Genomic DNA, 25380 nt, shown 5'->3' on the forward strand with positions numbered 1-25380 from the left:
AGTAAGCCTCTCATTCAGTGACACAGCGCGAAGCTGGTGCTCTGATTACCGCAGGCATTAGGGATGATGTACGGATATGATACACGTCGAGCAGCTGAGCAAGAGTTTCGATGATTTGCGTCGTGGCAGTATTGTTGCGCTCGATTCCGTGAGCTTTGATGTCCAAGCCGGCGAAATCTTTGGTTTGCTGGGCCCCAATGGTGCAGGCAAAACAACGTGCCTCCGCATGTTGAGCACGGTCTTGCAGCCTACGGGAGGTAAGGCGACGGTAGCAGGCTATGACGTGATGACCCAGCCACAGGATGTGCGGACGCATATCGGCTTCATGTCCTGTAATACCGGTATCTATGATCGGATGACCGCCTGGGAAATGGTGGAGTATTTTGGTCGTCTGTATGGAATTGAAGAGCAGGAATTGCAGCAGAGGCTGGACCATATTTTTACCACGCTACAGATGCAGGATATCAAAGATATGCTCGGTTCGAAGATGTCGACCGGGATGAAACAGAAGGTTTCGATCGCGCGAACCATTATTCATGATCCGCCGGTCCTGATCTTTGATGAACCGACGACTGGCCTGGATGTTCTGGTGGCGCGTGCCGTTTTGAAAACCATTGATGCGCTGCGCGATGAAGGCAAGTGTATTATCTTTTCCACGCATATCATGCGGGAAGTCGAGAAGTTATGCGACCGTGTGGCAGTCATCTATAAAGGAAAAATCCTGGCAATCGGCAGTATTCCGGAACTGGAAGAACAATACCATGAATCGGATATGGAAGAATTGTTCTTCAGTTTAATTCAAGAGCATGAAGACCAGCTGGCGATGAAGGCTCAATAAATCAGATGATACAGTGGAAGAATATCAAACTTATTTTAATGCGTGAACTGAAGGATCAGATGCGCGACCGGCGTACCTTGTTCATGGTCGCAGTTCTGCCTTTGTTGCTTTACCCGGCAATGGGTATCGGCATGGTGCAGATGACGGTGCTGTTTTCGGAACAGCCCCGTAATGTAGTCGTGCTGGGAGCCGATGATCTGCCGAAGCATCCGCAATTACTGGATGGAGACCGATTTGTCGCCAACTGGTTCAGGATGCCTTCCGACGCAAGCAAGTTGCACGTGATTACAGACAGTGAGCCTGTGGAACAGCCTGCTGATGCCGTCGAAGATAAGCAACGACAGGAAATTCTGAAACAGGCATATGAATTGGAAGTGGTTCTGAAGGAGCATCAGGAATTACTCACTCAATGGGACCAGCTTGAAGACCAGGAAGACAAGGAACAGGAGGTCCTGTTAGCGCGGGGAATTACAGAGACCAATCAACGGCTCAGTAAGCTGTTTGCCGAGAGTCAGATTCAGGTTCTGATTCTGATTCCTAAGGGACTATCAAAAGAAATTGAGAAGGTCAGTGCGAAACTGGAGCGGCATGAACCGATCGACTTTGACCCGGCGGATTCTTTGCGGCCCTTGATTCTGGAAAACAGTGCTGATGAAAAATCGATGATTGCCTATCGCCGCGTGGAAGAAGTCATGCGGGCTTGGGAGAAGATGATTCTGCGGGATCGTTTGAGTCGGGCGAATCTTCCCGAATCGTTGCCGACGCCCATCAATCCAGATGCCATCGATTTAGCCCAGGATGACCAACTGGCGGCCAATCTCTGGAGTAAATTATTTCCGGCGTTGCTGATTATCATGGCAGCGACGGGCGCTTTTTATCCGGCAATCGACCTGGGAGCCGGTGAAAAAGAGCGGGGCACGATGGAGACATTGTTGATCTCGCCCGCGAAACGTACCGAAATTGTGTTAGGCAAGTTTTTGACCGTCATGGTCTTCAGCGTCTCGACGGCGCTGCTGAATCTGGCCAGTATGGGCTTTACCGGGCGGCATATGGTCAACGTGGCGGGAGCGGGAGCGCTTTCCAAAATTGGTGATCTCTCATTTCCTTCCTTTTCCGCGCTATTCTGGATTGTACTGCTGTTGATTCCACTATCGGCATTATTCAGTGCCCTCTGCCTGGCGCTGGCGACATTTGCCCGCAGTAGTAAAGAAGGCCAGTATTATCTCACACCGCTGTTGATGGTGACGCTGGGATTGACTGTGTTCTGTCTTTCGCCGGCTGTGGAGATCAATGCCTTTTACAGCTTAATGCCCGTTGTGGGAGTGGCTCTGTTGTTGAAGGGGATGCTGCTTTCGTCAGTGAATGCGGGAATCTTGTATGTGTATGCGATTCCCGTTCTGGTCACGAGTGTAGGATATAGTCTATTGGCACTATGGTGGGCCATCGATCAATTTCAGCGCGAAGATGTCCTGTTTCGTGAAGCCGAACGGTTTGAAGTGGGGTTGTGGTTACGGCATCTGATGCGGACCAAGGATGCGCTACCCAGCTTTGCAGAAGCCGGTTTCTGTTTTGTGCTCATCATGTTATTGCAGTTTGGCGTGATGAATACGATGGGCGATGCGATCCGGCTGGCTACAGATGCCCAGCGACCGTTGCGGATGATGCAGCTATTGATGATACAACAACTGGCGATCATTGCGACCCCTGCGTTGATGATGGGGATCATGCTGACGACCAGTATGAGAAAAACATTCCGGCTCTATTTTCCCAGCCTCGGTTTTTTGGCCGTTGGTTTAATACTGCCTTTCGCGTTGCATCCACTGTCACTTGAACTGGCAGTCAGTCTGGACTGGTTTTTCCCGTCCCTGCCTGAAGGAACCGTGGAAGTTCTGAAAAGTATGTCCGATCCGAACCAGTCGATCTGGTTGATCTTGTTGGCATTTGCGTTCGCGCCGGCTGTTTGCGAAGAACTGGCGTTTCGTGGTTTTATCTTAAGCGGGTTTGGCCGTCGGGGACGCGTCTGGCTGGCGATTATACTATCGAGTGTGACGTTCGGTGCGATGCATATGATTCCGCAACAGGTATTTAATGCCACATTGCTGGGTGTGGCTCTGGGAATGATTGCGGTTTTCAGTCGTAGTCTGTTGCCAGGAGTGATCTTTCACTTCATCTACAACTCACTGTCTGTGTTGCGAGAACGCATTCCTGAGAGTTGGGTTCCTGAGTATGGAATACAGCATTTTGTCACGATGGGGCCGGAAGGATTGCGGTATTCCTGGCCGTTACTGCTGGTTTGTGGCATTGTGGGATTCGCGTTATTACGTTGGACCGTACTGCAGTCGAAATCATCAACCGACCAGGATATGAAGTCGGCTGATTCTCTGTCTTCTTCCTCACTCGACCGCCGCCTGACTGATTCCAAATAACAGTCGGTCTGGTATCATTCCACGGTATTTTACTTTCTTGCACCCCACTTCCTTTTTGATCAAAGTAGTATTTTGGAACGTCAGATTTTAAAAGCACGTTGGGTATTCCCCGTCGATAGACCACCGCTTGAGGGAGCCGTGGTCGAAGTTGAGGGTTCCCGGATTGCCGCCGTGTATGCCGGCGATCATCCGCAGGCAATTGATCTGGGAAACAGTGCTCTGATTCCCGGTCTGGTGAATGCCCACACACATCTGGAATTCAGTCATCTTGAGCGTCCGCTTGGTCCGACGGCTCCTTTCACCGACTGGATTCGGTCGATTATGAAGTCGCGGTTTGAGTCTCATGTTTCTGTGAAGCAGAGCATTCAGCAGGGAATCGCGGAAAGTTTAGCGGCGGGCACGACCTGTCTGGGAGAAATTGCGACGAGTGTCGAGAGTGTTCATCAACTGGGGCAGACAGAGCCGGCTCCTCGTGCGGTGGTGTTTCGAGAGTGCCTTGGTTTTTCGGCCGATCGGATTGCCGGTCAGGAACAAATGGCGGCTGAGTTTTTAGAGCAACAGACTGAGGGGGAGATGTATGGTCGTTTGCGACTCGGGCTGAGTCCGCACGCACCCTACAGTGTGCATCCCGATTTATATCTGAATCTGGTTCAGCAGGCCCGTGATCAGGGAGTGCCGGTTGCCGTGCATCTGGCTGAAACACAAGCAGAATTAGATTTGCTGGAACGCAAACAGGGACCATTTGTTGAATTGTTAAGCGAGCTGGGGCTTTGGGACCCGCGTATCCTGAACGAGGGGATGCGGCTGTATGATTATCTGGTGCCTCTGGCTGAGTTGACGTCGGCATTGGCCGTGCATGGGAATTATTTCGGAAAAGAGGAGATTGAGTTTCTGAGGCAGGCCCCACAGATTTCCGTCGTGTACTGTCCCCGGACTCACCATTATTTCGGTCATCCCCCTCATCCGTGGCTGACTCTGATTAGTCAGGGCATCAATGTGGCGTTGGGGACGGACAGCCGAGCTTCGAATCCGGATTTGAGTCTCTGGAATGAGTTACTCTTTCTGCGTGAGGCCTTTCCAGGTATTTCTACGGGACTGATTCTGGAATGCGGTACATTGGCGGGAGCGCGTGCATTGGAGCTGTCTGATGAGATCGGCTCAGTCACGGTTGGGAAACGGGCTGATTTGGCTCTGATTCAACTGCCAGATAGCGCCGCGGGGCTTTCGGGCAGTGATCTTTTGTTAAATTCCGGGTCTCATGTTTCTCGTCTGATGCTGAATGGGTGCTGGATCAATTGATTTCGCAAGAAATACCGTTACCCTATAGTCTCTAGTCGGCGCAATTTATTGGGTCATTGCCAGGTCTTGCTGGCCGACTTTTCAAGAGTTGCTCAAGCGAATCTGTCTTGTCAGGATACTCAGAGCGAAATTTTCTAGAGTTGTTGGGGAAATAGGAACATGGAAGAAACAGTGTCAATCGAATTTGGTCAGTCCGTACCCCAACAGGTCGTTTCGTTGTCGGATGAAGAATTTCTGCAGGCGATTCATTGGAAGTCGAAGCCGTCCGGGGATTTGATGAAGGGGGCCCAGACGGGTGACCTGAGTCGATTCATTAAAGGCCTGAGTTCGCGTTTGAAAGAAACAGCGAAACAGAAGAAGCAGGGCAAACACGCTGCGGACATGTTGTGGGCTTCTCTGTGGTCGGAAGAGACGGATGAAGAAACGTGTCGCACGTCGGATTTAATCAAGCTGATCAAGTCCATTCGAGAGTCATCAGCCAAGAACAAAAAAAAATCAAAAGACGGAAAGCAAAAAAAGACACCTGAATTGAGTTGGGATGAAGTCAGCCGCCTGCTGAGGGGCTGGCTGAGTCAGGTGACGACTTCCGAACCCCTGCGGCCTTACGAGTTATTATTGTTAACTGAGGTATTGGAAAATGTGGGTTATCGTTTAGCACCAGCGGCGCTGGTGAGCGTGTGGCGTCAATGTTTGTTCGCCGCCGCCTCGCTCTGTTTCAATCTGGAAGAGACCGATTTTTCAGAGACATCGGAAGATCAGGTGATTCTGGTTTCCGGCGAATTACCCTGGCGCCTCAGTTTTCTGTTTTCGGATATTTCAGGAGCGAAAAATTTTCGTCAACTGGGCCAACAAAATCTACGTGATTGTTTTTTTGATCGAACCGATAACGATGGCACTCCGCATGCGGACTACCTGCCGCGGATCGACTTCTGGCTGGCGACGTTGACGCGTTCTCTGTTCATCGGCCAGGTCTGGAAAAAGCCAGTCTGGGATCAAGAAGCATTGGAGCGCTTTCAGTGGTCGGTTGAGAAACTGGTTGCTGCCTGCGACGTTTCCGGAAAAATCGCATTGTGTCCAACGCATTCGGTGGAGCATCTCGGACTGCTGGCTTTCGCAGCATATTTTGCAGAGCTTCCCGGCAGGAGTGCCGAGCGGCTCTATTTGAAGTCGTTGTTTGTCGATGAGAAGAAACGCCCCAGCTTCTTGATTCAAGCGGAGGACGAATCTTCGTGTCAGTCGGACTGGTCTGCGCTGGCATTGATGCGAAATTACTGGTCGGATGCGGCAAATCTGGTGCTGGTAAGCTGGAATGGTGCGTTACCCGAATTAAGTCTGTCGGCGATGGGAAAAACCTTGTTTGGGGGTCGATGGGACTTTTCTTTGATCGCAGATGGCAAGGAGATTACCGGGGACGGCGAATGGAGTTGCGTCTGCTGGAGTTCTGACGCGGATGCAGACTATCTGGAACTGCAAATGGATCTGGAGTCGGGATATAGGCTGGAACGCCAGATTTTGCTGCCACGCAATCAACATTTTGTTTTTCTGTCTGATATTGTTACGGGAACAGAAGCTGCCAATCTGGAATATCGTTCCATGATTCCGGTCACGTCGGGAATCGCGAGTTCATTGGATGGTGAAACACACGAGATGGTGCTCAAAACGAAAGGGTTATCAGCGCGTGTGTTTCCGATCGGTCTGTCACAGGAGCGGGATTTCTTTCAGCCGGGGAGCCTGACGTTGAACGATGAGAGTCAACTGGTTTTACAGCAGCAAGTTTCGAAATCGACTGGTTTGTATGCACCGCTGATCATTGACTGGGAACCGGGACTGAAACGCAAACCGGCAGACTGGACGAGCTTGACAGTAAGTGAGGGGGGCAACATTTCTGCCCGTGACGAAGCCTCCGGACATCGTTTGCGAATTGGAAAACATCAGTTGCTGGTCTATCGCAGCCTGAAAAAAGGGGCGCAAGGGCGGGCGGTCCTGGGACATCATACGAATTATGAATCGGTGATCGGGCGGTTTGATACGGACGGCGAACTGATCCCTTTGCTATTTGTGGAGTAGATTCCACGAAATAGAGTGAATCTTCTCTTTCTGGATTGGCAGGGTACTCAGGGACTTCGAGAATTCTTACAATAGAACTCGAAGCAGGCCACTTGTCGGCAGAGACCAGTTAAACTGAAGCGATCAGAAATAAGAGAAGAATTATGTCTGAAGATGTATTTGCAGCCTTGGAAGAGTTACAGCAGCAATCGCCGGAATCCATGTTGGACCGGTTGATTGAAACATTGACTGAGCAGAAAAACTACCATCGTCTGTTTGATGCATTGCTGATGAAAAAGAAACAGTCGCTGGGCGTTGAATTGCTGCAGCCGACCTCGTTTGATCCGATTCCCGAAGCGCAGAAAAAAGAGTTCGAGCAGGCGTATGTCGACGCGGCTCGCAAGGTGGGCAACCTGTTTCTCGGCGAAAAACTTTATTCGGATGCCTGGCTCTACTTCCAGACGATTCAAGAACCGGAGCTGGTGGCCGAAGCATTAAACAAGATCAATTCGCGGACGATTCCGGAAGACAAGGTGGAAGAGCTGATTCAGGTCTGCGTGTATGAAGGTGCGAACCCGGAAAAAGGGTTTGATATTATGCTGCAGGTGAACGGGATCTGTAACACGATTACCGTGTTTGATCAGATGAATGCGCAGCTCAAGCCGGAAAGCCGTCAGAAGGTGGCACGGTTGCTGGTCGATCAGCTTTATGGCGATCTTGTGCAGTCCCTGCAGTATCAGGTCCAGCAGAAAGTTCCGATGGCGCCGCCGACTGATAATCTGCGAGAGCTGATGGCGGGGAGAGACTGGATGTTTGAGGGGGGCAGTTATCATATTGACGTTTCGCATTTGAATTCTGTCGTGCGGTTTGCGCGGCTGTTGAACGATGATGATCCGAGTCTTTCCAAAGTCCTCGAACTTTGTGAATACGGTTCCCAGTTGGATGAGCAGTTTCAGTATCCGGGAGAAGCGCCGTTCGAAGAATTTTATCCGGCCCATCAGCATTTCTTTAAAGCACTGACGGGAGAAGAGAGTGATCGCAATTTGGGGATTGCTTATTTTGAGAAGAAGCTTGAACAGGAACCGGATGACGAAGACAAGCAGATGATTGCCTATGTGCTGATCGATTTACTAACGCGTGTGGATCAGAACGAGCGGGCCGTCGAGTTGGCAGAAACCCATTTGAGCCAGTTTGAAGATCCAAATACGTTTTCGTTTACCGATCTGTGTCGCAAGACCGATCATCTGGATGTATTGCAGAGAGTCGCGCGTAGCAAGGGTGATTTGGTGACGTTTGCAGGTGCATTGCTGGATGCACAGAGTCAAACGCAGGAATCTTAAAGTACGGTCTAAAATCGAGACTTCGCCATGTCCCACCTGCCCATCAACCGTAGTGCCTGGAATCGGTTGGCAGAGGTTCGCAGCCAGTTTACCAAGGTTGCGACTGATGAAGAGTGCCGCGCCCCATTACAAACATTGGATTCCCGCGGCTGGTTACCCGCTTCCGTCGAAGGGAAGCAGGTACTTTGTCTGGCATCGGGGGGTGGCTGGCAGTCAATTCTGTATGCGGCTGCCGGTGCGCAAGTCACCGTTGTTGATCTGAGCAACAAAATGTTGCAGCTGGATGAACAAGAAGCACGCAGACGCGGGCTGCAGGTGCGAATTGTGGAAACATCGATGGATGATCTCTCTGAACTGCATGATGCTCAGTTTGATATTGTACATCAGCCAGTGAGTACCTGTTATGTGCCGGATGTGGAAGCCGTTTATTGTGAAGTGGCGCGCGTCTTGCGACCGGGGGGGCTGTATATCTGCCAGCACAAAACGCCAACCAGTTTGCAGATTACCAGTCGCGATCAGCAGGATCAGTACGTGATGGGACTGGAATATTATCAGCAGGGACCTTTACCGAAAGCGGATGATCGTTCGTATCGGGAAGAGGGGGCAACGGAATATCTCCATCGCTGGGATCAACTTATCGGCGGATTGTGCAGGCAGGGATTTGTGATTGAAGATTTACGTGAGCCAATGCGCGCCGATCCGAATGCGCCGGTTGGACACTTTCGCCATCGGGGCCGCTACGTCGCGCCTTACGTGCGGATGAAAGCGCGACGTGTGGAAAATTCCACGAATGTTGACAGCCCGGCTGCGATCTGGGTTCCTTAAGGCTGCTTGTATTCTTAGTCGTATTCGATCAGTGAAAAGACGTCGCAGCCATTCATTTTGTCGCGACCTTTCAGGAATGAGAGTTCAATCAGAAAAGCGCAACTGACGACTTCGGCCTTTGAATGGTTTGCTAACTCGATACAGGCGGAGATCGTGCCTCCGGTGGCAAGCAGGTCATCGACGATGAGTACGCGATCGTCGGAATGAATGGAATCAGTGTGCATTTCCAGTGAATCCGTGCCATATTCCAGTTCGTAGTGAAAGGCCTTCGTTTCGAACGGAAGTTTCCCCGGTTTCCGAATGGGGATGAAGCGTGCTTCCAGAGCGAGCGCGAGTGGCGCTGCAAAGATAAAGCCTCGGGCTTCGGCTGCCAGGACTGCAGTGATTTTTTTATCACGGTAATAGTCGGTCAGACGATCAATGACTTCTTGAAAGGCCGCCGGTTCTGCCAGCAGGGGGGTGATGTCGCGGAAGAGAATTCCCGGTTTGGGGAAGTCAGGGATTTCGCGAATATAGTTTTTCAGATTGATTGAATCATTCATTCTCTGGTTCGGCTTTCTGGGTTTCGGTAGGGGATTCCTCTGCCTGATTCAGATCGGGCAGTTTGGCAAGATTTCGTTTCGCTTTTTTAATCTGATCTTGCGCCACCTCGTTCGGGTCTTGATCATATAAAATGATGAGCGCTTTCCAGACGTCGGCTGCTTCTTTGTACTTCTTTTTCTGGAACAGGGCGTCGGCATTGGTCATGGACTGAGTCAGCATCACGTGACGCTTTGCTGTTCTATTGGAATTATTTCTTAACTCGTCGAGCATTTGTTTGGCAACGTCTCGCATTGCGATTTGGTTAGTGTCACCATTCAGGGCATCAACTAAAGCGGCCAGAATAATTTCGGCCTGCACTAAATTTCCGGTTTCCCGATAGTGTTTTGCCAGCATGATAAATCGTTGGGATTCGTTTTGTTGTCCGATACGTGATCTGTGCTTGGCGGTCATACCTGCTTTGGAGCGAACGTCATAAGCGTTTATTTGATTTAGTCGCTTTTTTATATCCTCTTCCAAATTCGTTGGCGGTGATTCTAAGAGCGGCAGCAGGTATTTATCGCGGGCCGTGTACCATTCGGGATTTTCAGGCTGGTTGAGGATCAGTTCCGCCTCATTGTACATCTCCTGTGGTGTTAACTCTCGATCCTGAAACCAGAAGTAACCGCCTATGACCAGAATCGCGAGTATTCCCAGCAGGAAAAACGTATTGTCAAAGAGGCGGCTTAGTTTGGAGCCAGTGCTGTCCGATTCGAGTTGTGCTCGCATCAATCCCTGCATCAGAGTGCCGGAACCGGCTTCCTGGTCGGACGCGGATTGCACTACGGTAGGAGTTCCTGAGCCAGCGCTGGTTCCTGACAGGGCATAGGTATCTTCGGATGTTGACATCTCGTGTTTGTTTAATACTTCCTGCAAGCGGCGGGAGAGTACATAAGCATCGGGGAAACGTTTCTGAGGATCTTTTTCGAGTAACTGGCAAACGATTTCTTCCAGCCAAATCGGGAGGTCGTCGACGTATCTGCCGGGCTTATCAAACTGACCGTATTTCTGTTTCTGGATGATCGCCAGCATGGTTTTCCCACTGAAGGGAGGTCTGCCGGTGAGCATGACATACATGACAGCTCCCAGAGAATACAGGTCACTCTGTCGGCTGACACGTTTTCCTTCAGCCTGTTCGGGAGACATGTATTCGGCAGTACCAATGATTCCGCCGGTCACTGTCAGCTTCTCAGTAGCGAATAACTGTGCGACTCCAAAGTCAGCCAGTTTGACAGAGCCGTCTTCATTGAGCATCAGATTGGAAGGTTTCAAGTCGCGATGAATAATACCGGCATCGTGTGCTGCTTTGAGTGCCGAGCAGATCTGAATGGAAATCTCGATCACCGTTTTCCAGTCGATGCGTTTTTCACGGCGGAGTCGTTTGGTTAGCGTTTCCCCATCCACGTATTCCATGACATAGTAGTAGATATCGTTTTCAACGCCGCTGTCATAAAATTCAATCACATAGGGATTGTGCATTTTTTTCAGGGCTTCAATCTCACGGTGAAACCGTTCGACAAAACCGGGTTCCCGCGCGAGCGCACTGGGCAGAATTTTGATGGCAACCTGTTGATCAGTATGAACGTTGGTGGCGAGATAGACGGATCCCATACCGCCGGCACCAATTTTTTTTCCGATCAGATATTCACCCAGTCTGTCTGGGGCAGATTCGTGTTCTTGTGTGTTCAAGGTTGCTACTCGATTTTGAAGTGAATAAACCGTCGCTGAAGTATGACGTTGTTCCGAGAATTACAGGTTGCAGATTGTACAGTGTTCGAATGCAGTCAGGAGTCTATAATCGCATCGGTGATTGCGTAAGTAAATGCTGGCTTTTTCTATTATGGTTGAATTCATGTCTGATGCAAGAATGAAGGCGGTTCTGCTGATTGCTCATGGCAGTCGGCGCGATGCGGCGAATCAGGATCTCGTCAAACTGGCAGAAATGCTGCGAGAGCGAAAGTTGTTTCCGATTATCGAGATTGCCTATCTCGAGTTGGCAGAACCGACGATTCCAGAAGGAGCCGCGCGTTGTGTTGCTGCGGGAGCAGACGAGGTTTTGCTGCTGCCTTATTTCCTGTCGGCGGGAGTGCATGTGCAAAATGATCTGGAGCAGTATCGGAGTGAATTCTGTGCGACCTATCCCGAGACGCGATTCCGGCTCTGTGCCCATCTCGGTTTGCATCCTTTGATGCTGGAGATTGTGCTGGATCGGTTGCACGAAATTAAAGAGTAGTTTACCTGAACGGATTGGCCAATAAAAAAAGGGCACTCCGAAGAATGCCCTTTTTACTCGCAATGAAGAACTAGTGATGAAACTAGTTCGTTTTCGTATCAGAAATTTTACCGAAGGCTTTGAAAGTGATTGGTTCACTACGTCCGGCAATGGTGACGGTGAATTCTTCTGAGTAATCACCGGGTTTGTTGGGAGGCATGATTGTCAGCGGTAAAACATGAATCGGTTGCGTTGCTTTCGGCATCCGAATTTTGAACACTTCATCATCTGACTCGCATTCGATTTTATTGATTTCGAACGGTTTTCTACCACGCAGAACAACGTTGACTGTCTTTTCCTGACCGGGGATCATCATACCCAGAGATACGATTTCGGGGGTGATCGTAATATCTGATTCCACCTTGGCTTCGACCAGCAGGGGAACTGTCGTAAAATTGACATCGTTGGTTTTCAGCATAATCTGTTCACGAATCGGTCCCAGAGGTGTTTTGGGGGACAGATTCAGCACGATGTTATAATTCACACGTCCGCCGCCTCGACCGGTTTCGACGGCTTTGACAGTGAGTGACGGGTCTTTGGTTTCGATGCCGGTAATGGCCCAGTCTTGACGGCCCGCATAGGCCAGTGCGACTGTGGTTTCAGCGCCTTTGCCGACTTCGACAGAACCGAAGTTGGCGGCACCGGGAGTGAAGACCACATCAGTCCGAATATACGCGGTGATCGGAACCCGGATTTCCGCATACTGCGGCGCATCGATGGTCACGATAACATTAGAGTCTTTGCGTCGCTGGAACCGTGCCGTATCCATTTTGACCTGAATGTAGCCTTCTTCACCACTTTCCAGAATGTTTTTGGATGGCTCTGCCGCCGAGCAGCCACAGGTGGTGCGGACGTTCGAAATATGGACTTGCTGCGGGTAGATATTTTTAATTTTCAGACGGTATTGTGCGTCAGAACCACGGGCAATGACACCAAAGTCAATTTTGTCTTTCTCAAACATCTTCTGGGCCCATTCCTGGGCATAAGAAGGAGCAGCGCTCAATACAAACAAAAACAGGCTCAGAATACCAAATCGGAAACTACTCTTTTTTAACATTATAGAATCTCACTTCTGCAAAAGTATTAACTTCGATGTATGAAAAAAGTTGAGTTACTGAGATTGTTAAAAGGCAGGCGAGTGGACCGACTTTCAGCACACAACTTTCTCATCATATTGTGCAGAATCCATTCACAGAGACGTTTCACACTACTTGTAAAATCGGGCTTACATAAACTCTTGCCGCTGTCTGATATTTCAGAAGGTGGAATCGTTCATCAGGCCTAAATCAGATCGCCAGCATTATAGTACGTTTATGCATCCGAGATCAAATTTGATATTCAGAACATAAGCAATTGGCGTATGTGTGACAAATACATCAGTCGGCATCGACACTTTGGTGCTGGCAATTTAGTTCGCATACGGTGAATTGTCAATGTTGTCTCTTTCTGTATGAAACTGCTAGCCCTTGCCGGTGTAAGTGGATTAATCCGACTCGATTTAAACCATCTGATGCGGATGTTTGTGATGTCACAACTAGTTTCTGTAACGGGATTTGGGTGAATACTGGTTGCATCCCTGTTTTCCATTAAAACTGGTGAAAATAGGTGTAATCGTTCCGCTTGCGCGATGCAGGTCGCTGTATTTTGACAAGTGTCCCTAAACTGACTGATGTGTTTTTATTGCCAGTTCGTAAGGACTCTCAAAGCAGTTCAGCTCAATTCACACAAAATGGTTTTTTTCTGATTTCCATTCCGCACGGCTGATGGGGAGTGATACGTTTGAAAGTAGAGTGTGCTGCATTTGAAGTCACTCTGACAAATACACAAATACAACAGACAAACAAATATGTTCGTCTGACTGAATGATAAGGGAGACGGGATGTCTCTCGCTATCAGACTGGTCGAGTTCACTTGGTGTGAATGAACTGGTTCGTTTCATACAAAAAATAAATGCGTTTTGATTTAAGAGTTGATGAAGATGAGAAACGTCACTGTGTGCTCAGTGACTTGAGAGAACTTCAGTTCGGTCTCATTTAAACAGGGAGTATTCGTTTAAGATGATGAACATAAAAACTGCCAAGGCAGGTCTTGCCGGACTGTTAGTTCTAGGGCTGGTCTGTTTGGCAACGCCAGGCCAGGTCGAAGCTGGTCACCACAAATGTGGTAAAGGACATTGTAAGCAAGGTGGTCTGTCTCTGTTCCGTTCGGGAAAATGTTGCAGCCCGTGGAAGTTGGGGCATAAACATAAATGTCGAACGGGTTGCGGGGAAAGTTCCTGTGGCTGTGGTTCAGATTCAATTGCAGATCATTATTATCAAGGAGCCGTCTATGGTTTGGGAAACAGTTCGCGCGTTGGTTGTCAGTCGTGCCAGTCTGGAAGTGGTGTTGCTGGCTTTGATGGGCTACCAGCCGGTGGTGGTGCAGCGGCGCCATTAGCCATGCAGCCGATGCCAATGGCGATACCAAGAAGGCCTACGATCTTGCATTATCCGGGAACCAGGGGCAACGCTTATATGCGTCCCACCCGAATGATGCCATCCGATGGGCCCGAAGGCCACCCCCGTGATGCGGGATTGGATATCTATGCACCTGGTGCGACAGATATTCGCGTGGTTGCGTTGAATTCCCAACGGGATGAGATGGTTGGTTATCGTGATCCTGAAAACGATGATATCTGGGAATTTGTAACGAAGCGTCCTTTGATTCCCGGAATTCAACACGTTTATCAGGTCTATGCCATTTTTCCTGAAACGGGAAGAGTTCCCCAAACCAGACGGATCCGTTTGATAATGGGGCGAATCGTTGAACTCAGTTATAAGCCGTATCAGAAGCACTGATCGCACATTTGAATGCTGTGCGGGGAGCTTGGGGAGTCTGTCACCAATCCGTTACGACGATTCCTGAAATGCGCTCTCGTTCAATTTGATTTGTCCTCTTGCACCCACGCCTTGTTTTGAGTGCGGTAGTATTTTGAGTCACGCAGACTGGCTGCAGGTTAGCCAGAACGATTCGACTCAGCTATCATGTTCAGAACAGGGCGTGTTTTTTGTGATGACATGGCCGACTCCTTTCATTCCGTCGAGTGTTGAAGCAGGCTGATTTGTGAACGAAGTGGAATATCTGAGGATTATCTCAGGCCAGAGACAGGACTGGTGCGCTCAGGCGCTCAAACCCTGTTTGTGGGTTTTCAGTCTGTTTTACCGCGCGGTCATTTCTATTCGTAATCGGATGTTCGACTGGCGGCTGCGTGCTCGCGAGCGGCCTTCGGTTCCTGTGATCAGTCTGGGCAATCTGACGACAGGGGGCACCGGCAAAACACCGTTCGTTGCTTATTTGACTCGGTGGTTTCAACAACAGCAGGTGCAGGTTGCATTACTGAGCCGCGGGTATCGTGCTTTGTCTGGCGAAGTGAATGATGAAAAGCTATTGCTGGATCGATTATGTCCCGGCGTTCCGCATTATCAAAATCCCAATCGGAGCGATTCTTCAAAGCAGGCTGTAAATGCAGGCGCGCAACTTCTGGTTCTGGACGATGGATTCCAGCATCGCAAACTGGCGCGTGATCTGGATATTGTGCTGATTGATGCCGTGTGTCCCTGGGGCTACGGTTGGCTGTTGCCGCGGGGGCTGTTGCGCGAGCCGAAGTCGGCTTTACAGCGAGCGGACTTTGTGATCCTGACTCGCGCGGATCAATGCTCAACCGAGGCACTGGAAAGTCTGAAAGAAGAGGTGGCCCGACATCTCTCCCGAGATCGGATTGCCTGCGCGGTATTTCGACCTCAGGGACTTGTGAATGTCTCAGGCGAAACAGAATCGCTGGAATCTGTTACCGGGAAAACCGTGTGGGGGTTCTGCGCCATCGGCAACCCTGAAGGCTTTCGACAGACACTGGAGAACGCTGGTTTCGGTGTGGCGGGGATGCAAGTTTTCCCGGACCATCATCACTATTCCCGTGCTGAGCTGGAGGAAATTGGAATTCAAGCAGAGAGTGCCTCGGCAGAATTGATTCTGACAACTGGTAAGGATTTGGTCAAGATTAGTGAACAAAGGTTGTCTGGGGTGCCGGTCTGGGCGGTAGAAATTGGTGCCGAAATCACTGAGGGGAGTGAGGCCTTTGAGGGAATTCTGCAGAATCTTATCCAGGAAGTGTCTTCTGACTAAGCATTTGTTTTGGCTCAGGTTGTTCGCGTCATTCGTTTTTTAAACATAAAAACAAATACATATCGGACTTGGGTCGGTCTTGGATCCGGAAAATTGAGGTAATCCTGTTTCGGAAATACTTGATTTTGGGTCTTTGTTCTGTCATCCTAAAGTCAGACGAGATTTCACATAGTGAAGATTGTTTCTAGAGAATACTGATCTCACCTGACTTTTTACCTACCCAAACACGGATCTCCTGCATTGATGCGGAGTTCGTCTCCTTCCCCATGATGGTCTGTTCAATCAAAATTCTAATAAACAAGGTGTTTTAATCATGCAAAAGATGAAAATTAGCCAGTCCATTATCGCTGCTCTTCTGATTTCCGGTATGAGTCTTCTCACCCCGGCAGCAGTTTCTGCAGCGGGTTGGGGTTCAATCACGGGGCGGTTTGTATTTGATGGTCCTGCTCCGAAGCCTGTTGTTCAGCGTCAAAAAGGCGATCCCACCGTCAAAGACGCTGCGGTTTGTGCTGCAGTGACACATTATAACAATGACCTCATCGTGAATGCCGAGAACAACGGGATTCAAAACGCCTTTCTGTACTTAAAGAAGGTCAAAGAGATCCATCCTGATCTGAAGGCATCAAAAGACAAGACCGTGGTCTTCGATCAGAAAGGTTGTACTTTCTACCCTCATGTAATGATCGTTCGCACTGATCAAGAGGTGATTGTGAAGTCGAATGATGCCGTGGCGCATAACACGCATACATTTCCGTTCAAAAATCAAGCCGTGAATTTCATTCTGGCTCCCAATGATCGCGAAGGAAAAAAAGTTTCGAACCCGATTGCCGAAAGACTGCCAATGCAGGTGAAGTGTGATATTCACCCTTGGATGACAGCTTACTGGTTTGTCATTGATCACCCTTATGTTGTCATTTCAGACAAGGACGGAAAGTTCACGATTAAAAACCTTCCAGAAGGAAAAAATGAATTCCGTGTCTGGCATGAAAAAGGTGGTTATGTCGTTCGCTCATTACCTGTGAATGTCAAAGCGGGAGAAACCCTTGATCTGGGCGATATCAAAATCAGCCCTTCCAAGTTCAAATAATCAATCTCTGTGATCTGAGACTCTGTGATCAGAGAGAAAATTTCGATATGGACACGTCTGACAGGGCGTGTCCTTTTTAATGCCCTGTTTGAATGCTCTGTCACTGTTGCTGAAGATGGTGAGGTCGTCATAACCATGCAAATGCTTCGTGGTTTCATCGTACTGCTAGTATTGGGATCAGCTTGTTTCTCGACGAAGCTCAGTCTGGCGCAACCGGAGCAGCAGGATGTCCCACCGAAGTTTCGTGAATCTGTCTCATTGGATGTAAATAACACGGTTCTCAAAAAAATGGGTTCCGTGCGTGATTATCTGGCAGAGCGACAGTGGGAAGATGCGGTCAATATCTTAGCAAAGATTTCCGAGGAGTATGGCGACACGCTGTATCCCGAATCGCCGGGCCGCTATCTGCGGGTATCCGAATACTGCCAGAATCTGCTGGCTGGTTTTCCGCGTGAAGCGATTGCCGTTTATCGTGAAAAGACAGACCCCCGTGCCAAACGCTGGTTGGAACAGGCGGTGGCAGATGCTACGGTACAACCCCTGTTGAATATTGTTGAACAGGCATTGATGAGCAGCTACGGGGATGACGCCTTGTATCGGCTGGGAGAGATCTCTTGGGAACAGGGAGATTTGTCTGCAGCCCGTGCGTACTGGCGGAAACTAATTCCTCGCGCTGATGCCACACAGCAAGGCCAGCATGATCCGGGGGTGTTTCTTTATCCCGACACCGATTTACCAGTGCCAACCATCCTGGCTCGCTTAGTTCTGGTCAGCTTTTTCGAAGGGGATTTTGAACGGGCCACGATGGAACGAGACGTATTCCGTAAGAGATACCCAGCAGCGACCGGCATGCTGGCAGGACAAGAGGGAAATCTGGCTGCGATCTTATCTTCCATTCTGGAGAATCACTCTCAGGTTTCGCTACCCGCGGCACGACGGGAAATGCAGACGTTTGCCGGAGATCAGACGCGGAATTTCAGGGCAGAAAAAAAACTGGATGTCGGTGCGATCGCATGGTCTTTTTCGATTCCGCTCAACTGGAGCCAGGAGTTTCCCCGCAAACCGGCATTCGAACATCGGGTTCCCCCCGGGCTGTTTCCGGTCGTGCACGGGGAACATGTATTTTTCAATGATGACGAACGGATTTATGCGTTGAACTGGAAGAGCGGACTGCCTGCGTGGTCCGGGGAAGAACAGGCCAGCCCGATCATGTATCCGTCTGTGCCAGGCGGTGTCCCCCGGCTTCCCTTTCGCCCTGTGGTGGGAGTGCCGCGGTTTACAATGACGATTGCCGATGGCCGTCTTTATGCCCGCATGGGAACACCGGTGACTTCGGTTGCCAAAGATGAACGTTTAGGTTTGTTTTCGGATCTGGTTTGTCTCGACCTGGATCAGGGGCAGGGAAAACTGCTTTGGAAAATTTCTTCTGCGCAGATGCGCGAGCAGAATTTTATCTGGTCATTCGAAGGGGCTCCGGTCATTTTCGGCGACAGACTGTTTGTGGTTCTGCATCGTGGTTTTCCTGAAGTGCAGACCAATGTCGCGTGCTTCTCGACAGAGACCGGAGAATTAATCTGGAATCAGAAAGTCTGCCTGGCGTTGCGGAATATCGAAGAGGGAACTAACTATATCACACATTTGTTACTGACCTTTGCAGAAGGTCAGCTTTATCTCTCAACGGATATGGGGGCCATCGCGTCATTGGATTCCCGTGACGGCAAGCTCAACTGGCTGGTAGCCTATGCTACGCAAGAACGCGTTACCAAGCGCGTCCTCAGCGATCATATGCAAAGGGGGCTGGTGCCCTGTGTTTATGATCGTGGAATTCTGTTTGCTGCGCCGCAAGACTCCAGAGAATTGATGGCCTTTGATGCCGATACCGGTTTGTTGCTCTGGCGACGAGAATTGCCGCATCAGATGCGGAACCTGTTGGGGGTCAATGAATCAACGCTGATCGCCAGTGGCGACCAGTTGTTCGGAATTGACCGAGCGACCGGCGATGTCAAATGGAAGGTCGGTTCTCATGACCCGGAGGGTTTCGGTTATGGGCGAGGGGTTCTGGCGGGGGATTTTGTTTACTGGCCTTTGCGGGAAGAAATTCTGGTGGTCGATTCTGAACGGGGATCTTTAAAACAACGAATTGCGTTGCGAGCCCTGCATGGGGAGACGGGTGGTAATTTAATCATTGCGGGCCAGCAATTGCTGGTCGCCCAGCCTCAAAAAGTGACGGCATTCGGGGAGTACGGCCAAGTGCCGTCTGAAGCTGACGATGAGCAGAAAGTTTCTGCGTTGTTAGCCAAATAGTTTTCAAAGTGTTTTGTTGATCAATTAATCTGTAACTTTAAACACAAGGTGAAAGACATGAAGGTTTTGTATCGTAAGCTCTCGATTTCCGTGTTGAGTCTGTTATGTTTATGCGGTTTCTCTGCCACTGTTTCCGGACAGATCTCAGGACCTCCGGGAAAAGTGAACGTCGGCGATCGGGCACCTGCTTTTACGGCTAAGGACGATCAAGGGAAAGGCTGGAAGTCGACCGACTATGTTGGCAAAAAAATCCTGGTGGTTTATTTTTACCCCGCAGATATGACCGGCGGCTGTACCAAGCAGGCTTGTGGGTTTCGGGATGATATGAAAACGCTGCAAGGGAAAGATGTGGAAATCATTGGGGTGAGTGGTGATTCGGCCCGAAGTCATCAGCTGTTTAAAAAAGAGTACGATCTGAATTTCACGTTGCTGGCTGATGAAGATGGCGGTGTGGCCAAGAAATTCGGTGTGCCTTTGAAAAAAGGTGGATCTATCAAGCGGACAATTGATGGCAAAGAAGAAACTTTGACCCGCGGTGTGACAGCGGCACGCTGGACTTTTGTGGTTGATAAAAACGGGAAAGTCGTCATGAAAAATACCAAGGTCAAAGCAGCCGATGACAGCAAAGCCATTTTGAAGCTTGTTAACAGCTTGAAATAGCGGTTTTCGGTGACTGAACCGACTTGGAACTCACCTGCAAAATTCGTCATTCGTACTCGACAGTCCATGTACTGACGGCATACAATTGATGCTGCAGGTGAGATTTTATTTGTAGTAAATCAAATCGGAGCAGAGAGATGTGTCGTATCCGTTTGAACAAAGTCTGTTCAGGGTTCATTGTCTGTCTTTTATGGGCGGCGGTCATGCTTGCAGGCTGTGGGAACCCGGAGCAAGCTGCGAATTCAGAAGCAGAAGCGCCCGCGCGTCAGCAGGGGGAAGCGACAGCAATTCCCGGCAGCCCATCGGACGAGAGCCTAACCGAAGAAGTGTCTATTCAGTCGGGCATGGAAATCGGTGCGATACCGTTGCCGTTTGATGTCGAAGATGTAACGGGCCCCCATCAGGGAAAACATCTCTGTTACCGTTGCCTGTATGGTGAGCGACCCGTGGTGGGGATCTTTGTTCGCGATCTGGATCAAAATACAAAAACGCTGATTCAGAAAATTGATCAGGAAGTGGCTTCGCATCAGGATGAAAAGCTGGCAGCGTTTGTGGTGGTTTTAACCGATGATCCTGCTTCCGCGAAACCGGACCTGGAACAGGTGGCTCAAGACACGAAGATCAAACACGTTCCCTTAACGGTTTTTGAGGGAGCTGCCGGCCCGGCAGGTTATAATGTGACGAATGAGGCGGCGGTGAATGTGATGATCTGGGAAGGCGAGGTGAAAGCAAACCGAGCTTACCAGAAAGGCCAGCTTAACGATGAGGGGATTCAGGAAGTGATTGCCGATACCAGATTGATCGTTCAATAATTCTGACTCCCAACGCGTTCTATCAGAAAGATGGGTTTCGAGGCACGCTTGAAGTCTGTTTTAAATAAAACATTTTTTGCAGGAAGTGGAATTTCTTCATTTGCCTATGTTTTTTAATACTCAGCCAGACAGATTGACCAGATTTCGTCCCCATCGCTTAACTTTGGCGGTGATGGTACTGGTTCTTCTCGTGAATTCTTCTATCCCTGTCTTCGCGCAGCCGTTGCGCACGATGGAGCCAGGTGAGGATCGTCATGCTCTGTTTCCCACCAGTCGTCTGCACTCCAAAAATTATCGGGATGCGATACAGCTGATTGGGGAGAAAAAGTATTCGATCGCAATTCCCGAGTTACAGGCGATTCTGGAAGCACCGGAAGACTATGTGTCTCTCGAACAAGGGTTAGAATTTTCCAGCCTGAAACGCATGGTGCAGCAGGTCATCGCGGATCTGCCGGAAGAAGGGAAACGTTTTTATTCGCTGCAATATGGCCCCACAGCCGAGCAGCTCTTGAATCGTGCTGTGGAGCAGGATGACCTCAATCTGTTGCAGGAAGTGGTTCGTCGCTATTTCTTTACGAAAGCGGGAGCAGAGGCCGCTTATACTCTGGGCGCGTATTACTTTGAGCGGGGAGATTTCTGGGCGGCGACGCGACAGTGGGAGGCGTTGAGTGAGCAACACGATCTGGGTAAATCGAAGGAGCCCCACCTGACGTTCAAACTGTCGGTCGCCTGGTATTACCTGGGAAATCAGGGGAAATGTCGTCAGGCATTGAAGAAACTGGTCCGTTTGACTTCCGGTAAGACTTTCGAATTTCCGAATGGAACCAAGGTCACACTCTCTTTCGCCAATGAAAACCCGGTTGAATGGTTAGCTGCTCTGGTAGGCACTCCTGACATGAGGGCTGCGGAGGAACAAAAGAACTGGACCATGTATCGTGGCAGTCCTTCTCGTCTGGCTTCGGCTCTGTTTGCAGTGCCGTCTGCAAAACCGGTCTGGCATTTCTCGACGATTCACGATCCTGCTTTAAGCAATCAGGAAGACGCGCCTCAGCTTGAAGAAATGCTGAAGAAGCTGGGCGACTATCGTCGCAAACATGTTGCGGGAGTGTTACCGGCTGCCAGCCCATTAATCGTTCAGGATCAAGTCGTCTTCAGAACACACCGCAATCTGAAGGCGGTTTCCTTATCGACGGGAAAGTTGAGCTGGCAAACCACACTGTCGGATGCACTATATCAGGAGCTGTTAAAAGATCCGCAGAATACAGACGAAGAGTCTTTAGGAATGCCTCAGACTCCTCTGGAAAAATATTTGGCCCAACGTGCCTGGCAGGATTATACCTTCGGTCATTTGAGTACGGACGGAAAGCTGGTCTACTGTGTAGAAAATGTCGGGTTCATTGCCGGTTTTTATCATTTCAGTCGACTTGATCGCGATAATATTCTGGTGCCCAATTCGTATAACCGTCTGATGGCATTTGAAGCTGCTTCAGGAAAGTTTGTCTGGGAGGCGGGAGGCCCGCGACTGCAAAAACCGATGAGCTATTCCGGGCATTATTTTCTGGGGTCTCCGTTGCCTCTGGACGGAAAACTCTACTGTCTGGCGGAAGAGGGGCGAGAGTTTCGCTTGCTGGTATTGGATGCGCAGACAGGGAAAACGCTCTGGACACAGTCCTTGTATCGTAGTGAATACCCGATTGCCCGTGACTTCTCATCGGATCGCCGTCGCCCGATGGATCATATTCGCCGTCGTATGGGGTTAAGCCCCTCTTTTGCACATGGTGTGATGGTCTGTGAAACCGGCGAAGGATGTACGGTGGGCATTGATATCATGAATCGCAGACTGCTGTGGCGCAAGGTAGATGTGGGCGGCGAAGAGATTACCCTCTACGCTGCATTTGCCCGTGATTCCTTTAAAAATGTCGAAGGCTGGGCCGAGTTTACTCCGCTGATTGTGGGAGATCGAGTACTGGTTTACTCGCGCAAACTACAGAATCTTCAATGCCTGGATTTGTTCGATGGTCGATTGTTATGGTCGCAGTCGCGGCGGAACAACCTGTTCATTGCCGCCGTTCATGATGGCAAAATTCTGCTGGTGAGCAACGATCAGATTGAGGCGATCAAGCTGAGTGATGGTGCTCCTGCCTGGCCGAAATCACAGCCGATTGCTGCTCCCAGTGGTCGTGGAATTGTGGTGAAAAATACATATTATCAACCGGTGGACACGGGGGAAATTCTCAGTATCCGGCTGGACGATGGCTTGGTCCTGGCAAGAACTCGCGTTGAGATGGACTCACTTGTGGGTAATCTTGCTGCCGCCGGTGGAATGCTGGTGACTCAAAATGAGACTGAAGTGGTCGGTTTCAAATCGGTAGAATCGATTCGGCAGCAGATTCGTCTCGCCGATCAATCGAAGCAGCCTGCGGATCTGGCATTGGCGCAACTTCTGCGAGGCGAACTGAATCTGTTTGCCGGCGACGTCGATCTGGCGATGCAGAAAATTGATCAATCGATCCAAATCAAACCTACTTTGCGGGCCAGACGGTTGTACGCAGACATGTTACTGGAAAGTCTGGATCATGATTTTAGTCAGAATCAAAACCAGATTGCCAAGATGGAAACATTGCTGGTTGATGCTGATCAACGCAAGCGGTTTTATCAGATTCTGGCCCTTAATTATCAGCAACAGGGAAATCTGAACGCGGCACTGCAAAATTATCTGCGTCTGTCAGAGTTGAAGGGGCTGCTGGATTCGGAAACGGTCAAAGGGGGCTCATTTGTCCGTACGGATCGTTGGATTCGTTCCCAGCTGGATCTCCTGCTGGCCCGCGCTTCAGAGCAGGAACGGGCTGAAATTAATGAGTTCTTTTCCCGGTATTACAGAGACAAACTGGTTAGTGCCGAACGGAATGAGCTGGAACGTTTTCTGCTGTGTTGCGGAAATTTACCTGAAACAGAGCAGGCACGTGTGGTTTTGATTGAACGCTTAGAGCAGGCGATCAATACTAGTAATGAAGAAAATGAACGGGCTGCCTTGCGTCGCATGTTGATACAGCATCTGGAAGATCTCAGAAATTCAAAGCAATCTGTGATGGCAGCGTTTGCGACGGCAAAGCTGGCACAAACTTATCTGGGGATGTATCGCACTTCGCAGGCGGCAGCATTGATGGACGAGTTGGTTGCACGCTGGCCAAATGTGGTTTGTCTGGATGGAAAAACATCACTGCAGTTAACGACAGAATGGCGTTCTGAGGCAAGCTTCCAGAAACAACAGCGTGCGGAGCCTGAGTGGCCTGATTATCCGGCGCAGGTCTATCATGGAGAACAGTCGAAGGGGCAGAATACGTCGCTACCCGTAGAAATCATTGGTCTCTCGAACCTGTTGTTCAATAATTATCGGCTGGAGGTGGGGCCGGCGAAAGAGTTCCTGGTGGCCTACGATGGTCAGGGGAAACAGCAGTGGGCGTTTTCACTAGTTGAAGCAGAAATTGAGGTTCCGGCTCAGCCCTATTTCTCTGCCCGCGTGTATCAGCATTATCTTGTGGTTAACTTCGGTTCTCAATTTTGTGTCCTGGATACGCTGAACCGGGATGCAGACAATCAGCCGACATTATTGTGGAAGCAGCGGTTGATTGCCGGTCCACCGAGTCTGCGTGATTATATTTCGATCGAGCGCACCGGCGTGGCTCCCGTATTGCGCGAGTATGTCACACGTAATGCCGACCGCGAGCTGCTGGGGCGGATTGGTACGATTAATCAGGAATTTCTCTGCTATCAACTGGGTACTGAATTGATCGCTGCCGAGTTGTTAACTGGCAAAATATTATGGAAGCGACAGGGAGTGGTCACCAGCAGCAGGCACTATGGTGACGCAGAACACGTGATCGTGATGACATCGTCCGAGCGTGCGGAGACACGGTATGTCGTCTTGAGTGGTCAGAGCGGAGAGGTCGTCAACGCATTCAAACTGGATCGAGACGAATCTCCCATTTTTGCGTTTGAGCGTTACTTGCTGACGATTACCAAGCAAGCGGATAACGTACGCCGTCTGGAATTGAAAGATCTCACGACTGATCAGGAAATCTGGAGCCAGTTACTAAGTAAATCCTCGACCTATACGCTGGGGCAGAGTCATGACCTGGTGATGATCAAGCCGGATGGGACGATTTCATTTCTGGATTTGCGGACAGGTGAGACGAAATATGAAGTCAAAGGGAAACCGGCGCCGAGTGTCCTTAATTTGCTGGTGTTGGAGAACCCGCAGCAATCCCTCGTTTTCGTGAGTCTGCCTTATGTGGGGGAAAAGCGAGCTGTGGGAGAAAAGCGAGCCACGTTTCGTTCACTCAGCATGACCTCATTTCTGTTCAACGGAATGGTGTATTCTGTTGATCGAAAGACAGGGAAATTGATGTGGTCGCTGCCTCTGAATGCACAGGGGATTGACTTTTCGCAATTTCTGGATCTGCCTGTGATTACATTCGGAATCCGTCGTATTCAAGGGCCGCCTTCCAGCGATGGTACACTGGTTGACCTGCAGGTGGTTGATCTGCGAAGCGGAGAGATCGTCCTGAAAGAAACCACGCGCAGCAATCGGTTGCGGACTTGGGTTGTCCCTGATGTCGAGCGGAAAAGTATTCTGATTGAACCATTTCAGATCCGACTTAGCTTTGAAGAACCACCGGTGGCGGCCCAGAAACCCTAGCGGAGACGATGTCCAAAGTCGCCTGTGATGTT

The 25380-nt window shown here is 50.0% G+C and carries 17 protein-coding genes; 14 read left to right on the forward strand and 3 right to left on the reverse strand.

What is annotated here, in order from left to right; translation table 11 throughout:
* The first annotated feature begins 76 nt into the window (after positions 1-76).
* From AAC022_RS05600 to AAC022_RS05625, 6 genes are all read left to right on the forward strand, one after another.
* Positions 77-838 (forward strand): ATP-binding cassette domain-containing protein, encoded by a 762-nt coding sequence (locus AAC022_RS05600; protein WP_339728794.1) that lies wholly within the window; start codon positions 77-79, stop codon positions 836-838.
* Positions 839-843: 5 nt separating this feature from the next.
* Positions 844-3264 carry an ABC transporter permease subunit/CPBP intramembrane protease gene (locus AAC022_RS05605; protein WP_339728795.1) on the forward strand — a complete coding sequence of 807 codons (2421 nt, stop codon included), beginning with the start codon at positions 844-846 and terminating at the stop codon, positions 3262-3264.
* A 72-nt stretch (positions 3265-3336) separates the two neighbouring features.
* The gene (locus AAC022_RS05610; RefSeq protein WP_339728796.1) at positions 3337-4563 is read left to right on the forward strand and encodes an amidohydrolase family protein; all 1227 of its coding nucleotides are present in this window, start codon (positions 3337-3339) and stop codon (positions 4561-4563) included.
* A gap of 159 nt (positions 4564-4722) precedes the next feature.
* Positions 4723-6630, forward strand: a complete 1908-nt coding sequence (locus AAC022_RS05615; RefSeq protein ID WP_339728799.1) for a hypothetical protein — start codon at positions 4723-4725, stop codon at positions 6628-6630.
* 143 nt (positions 6631-6773) lie between these two features.
* A complete protein-coding gene (locus AAC022_RS05620; RefSeq protein ID WP_339728802.1) occupies positions 6774-7949 on the forward strand; it encodes a hypothetical protein in 1176 nt (391 codons plus the stop codon).
* Between the two features lie 27 nt (positions 7950-7976).
* Positions 7977-8774 carry a class I SAM-dependent methyltransferase gene (locus tag AAC022_RS05625; protein WP_339728805.1) on the forward strand — a complete coding sequence of 266 codons (798 nt, stop codon included), beginning with the start codon at positions 7977-7979 and terminating at the stop codon, positions 8772-8774.
* Positions 8775-8788: 14 nt separating this feature from the next.
* Here the strand turns inward: AAC022_RS05625 and AAC022_RS05630 are convergent, their stop codons facing one another.
* Both AAC022_RS05630 and AAC022_RS05635 read right to left on the reverse strand, forming a co-directional pair.
* On the reverse strand, positions 8789-9316 hold the full coding sequence (locus AAC022_RS05630; protein WP_339728808.1) for an adenine phosphoribosyltransferase: 528 nt from the start codon (positions 9314-9316) through the stop codon (positions 8789-8791).
* Positions 9309-11042: a serine/threonine-protein kinase gene (locus AAC022_RS05635; protein ID WP_339728810.1), complete on the reverse strand. Its 1734-nt coding sequence runs from the start codon at positions 11040-11042 to the stop codon at positions 9309-9311. Before AAC022_RS05635 ends, AAC022_RS05630 begins: the two co-directional genes overlap by 8 nt.
* A gap of 163 nt (positions 11043-11205) precedes the next feature.
* Between AAC022_RS05635 and AAC022_RS05640 the strand changes: the two genes are divergently transcribed.
* A complete protein-coding gene (locus AAC022_RS05640; RefSeq protein WP_339728812.1) occupies positions 11206-11586 on the forward strand; it encodes a CbiX/SirB N-terminal domain-containing protein in 381 nt (126 codons plus the stop codon).
* 82 nt (positions 11587-11668) lie between these two features.
* Here the strand turns inward: AAC022_RS05640 and AAC022_RS05645 are convergent, their stop codons facing one another.
* Positions 11669-12682 carry a DUF1573 domain-containing protein gene (locus AAC022_RS05645; protein WP_339728815.1) on the reverse strand — a complete coding sequence of 338 codons (1014 nt, stop codon included), beginning with the start codon at positions 12680-12682 and terminating at the stop codon, positions 11669-11671.
* A 1000-nt stretch (positions 12683-13682) separates the two neighbouring features.
* Here AAC022_RS05645 and AAC022_RS05650 point away from each other — a divergent pair.
* From AAC022_RS05650 to AAC022_RS05680, 7 genes are all read left to right on the forward strand, one after another.
* Positions 13683-14462 carry a hypothetical protein gene (locus AAC022_RS05650; protein ID WP_339728816.1) on the forward strand — a complete coding sequence of 260 codons (780 nt, stop codon included), beginning with the start codon at positions 13683-13685 and terminating at the stop codon, positions 14460-14462.
* A gap of 265 nt (positions 14463-14727) precedes the next feature.
* Positions 14728-15786: a tetraacyldisaccharide 4'-kinase gene (lpxK, locus tag AAC022_RS05655; protein ID WP_339728818.1), complete on the forward strand. Its 1059-nt coding sequence runs from the start codon at positions 14728-14730 to the stop codon at positions 15784-15786.
* 313 nt (positions 15787-16099) lie between these two features.
* Positions 16100-16873, forward strand: a complete 774-nt coding sequence (locus AAC022_RS05660; RefSeq protein WP_339728821.1) for a hypothetical protein — start codon at positions 16100-16102, stop codon at positions 16871-16873.
* Positions 16874-17008: 135 nt separating this feature from the next.
* Positions 17009-19177, forward strand: coding sequence for a PQQ-binding-like beta-propeller repeat protein (locus AAC022_RS05665; protein ID WP_339728823.1), 2169 nt, complete (start codon positions 17009-17011; stop codon positions 19175-19177).
* Positions 19178-19234: 57 nt separating this feature from the next.
* Complete coding sequence (locus AAC022_RS05670; protein ID WP_339728825.1) at positions 19235-19837, forward strand: peroxiredoxin; 603 nt, start codon at positions 19235-19237, stop codon at positions 19835-19837.
* 137 nt (positions 19838-19974) lie between these two features.
* On the forward strand, positions 19975-20649 hold the full coding sequence (locus AAC022_RS05675) for a hypothetical protein (protein WP_339728827.1): 675 nt from the start codon (positions 19975-19977) through the stop codon (positions 20647-20649).
* 190 nt (positions 20650-20839) lie between these two features.
* On the forward strand, positions 20840-25348 hold the full coding sequence (locus tag AAC022_RS05680; protein ID WP_339728829.1) for a PQQ-binding-like beta-propeller repeat protein: 4509 nt from the start codon (positions 20840-20842) through the stop codon (positions 25346-25348).
* Positions 25349-25380: the final 32 nt, after the last annotated feature.

This window comes from uncultured Gimesia sp. (assembly GCF_963976445.1).
Lineage (GTDB): Bacteria > Planctomycetota > Planctomycetia > Planctomycetales > Planctomycetaceae > Gimesia.

Coding starts and splice junctions, on each gene's coding strand:
- AAC022_RS05600 (WP_339728794.1), top strand. CDS start 77: ATGATACACGTCGAGCAGCTGAGCAAGAGTTTCGATGATTTGCGTCGT.
- AAC022_RS05605 (WP_339728795.1), top strand. CDS start 844: ATGATACAGTGGAAGAATATCAAACTTATTTTAATGCGTGAACTGAAG.
- AAC022_RS05615 (WP_339728799.1), top strand. CDS start 4,723: ATGGAAGAAACAGTGTCAATCGAATTTGGTCAGTCCGTACCCCAACAG.
- AAC022_RS05620 (WP_339728802.1), top strand. CDS start 6,774: ATGTCTGAAGATGTATTTGCAGCCTTGGAAGAGTTACAGCAGCAATCG.
- AAC022_RS05625 (WP_339728805.1), top strand. CDS start 7,977: ATGTCCCACCTGCCCATCAACCGTAGTGCCTGGAATCGGTTGGCAGAG.
- AAC022_RS05630 (WP_339728808.1), bottom strand. CDS start 9,316: ATGAATGATTCAATCAATCTGAAAAACTATATTCGCGAAATCCCTGAC.
- AAC022_RS05640 (WP_339728812.1), top strand. CDS start 11,206: ATGTCTGATGCAAGAATGAAGGCGGTTCTGCTGATTGCTCATGGCAGT.
- AAC022_RS05645 (WP_339728815.1), bottom strand. CDS start 12,682: ATGTTAAAAAAGAGTAGTTTCCGATTTGGTATTCTGAGCCTGTTTTTG.
- AAC022_RS05650 (WP_339728816.1), top strand. CDS start 13,683: ATGATGAACATAAAAACTGCCAAGGCAGGTCTTGCCGGACTGTTAGTT.
- AAC022_RS05660 (WP_339728821.1), top strand. CDS start 16,100: ATGCAAAAGATGAAAATTAGCCAGTCCATTATCGCTGCTCTTCTGATT.
- AAC022_RS05665 (WP_339728823.1), top strand. CDS start 17,009: ATGCAAATGCTTCGTGGTTTCATCGTACTGCTAGTATTGGGATCAGCT.
- AAC022_RS05670 (WP_339728825.1), top strand. CDS start 19,235: ATGAAGGTTTTGTATCGTAAGCTCTCGATTTCCGTGTTGAGTCTGTTA.
- AAC022_RS05675 (WP_339728827.1), top strand. CDS start 19,975: ATGTGTCGTATCCGTTTGAACAAAGTCTGTTCAGGGTTCATTGTCTGT.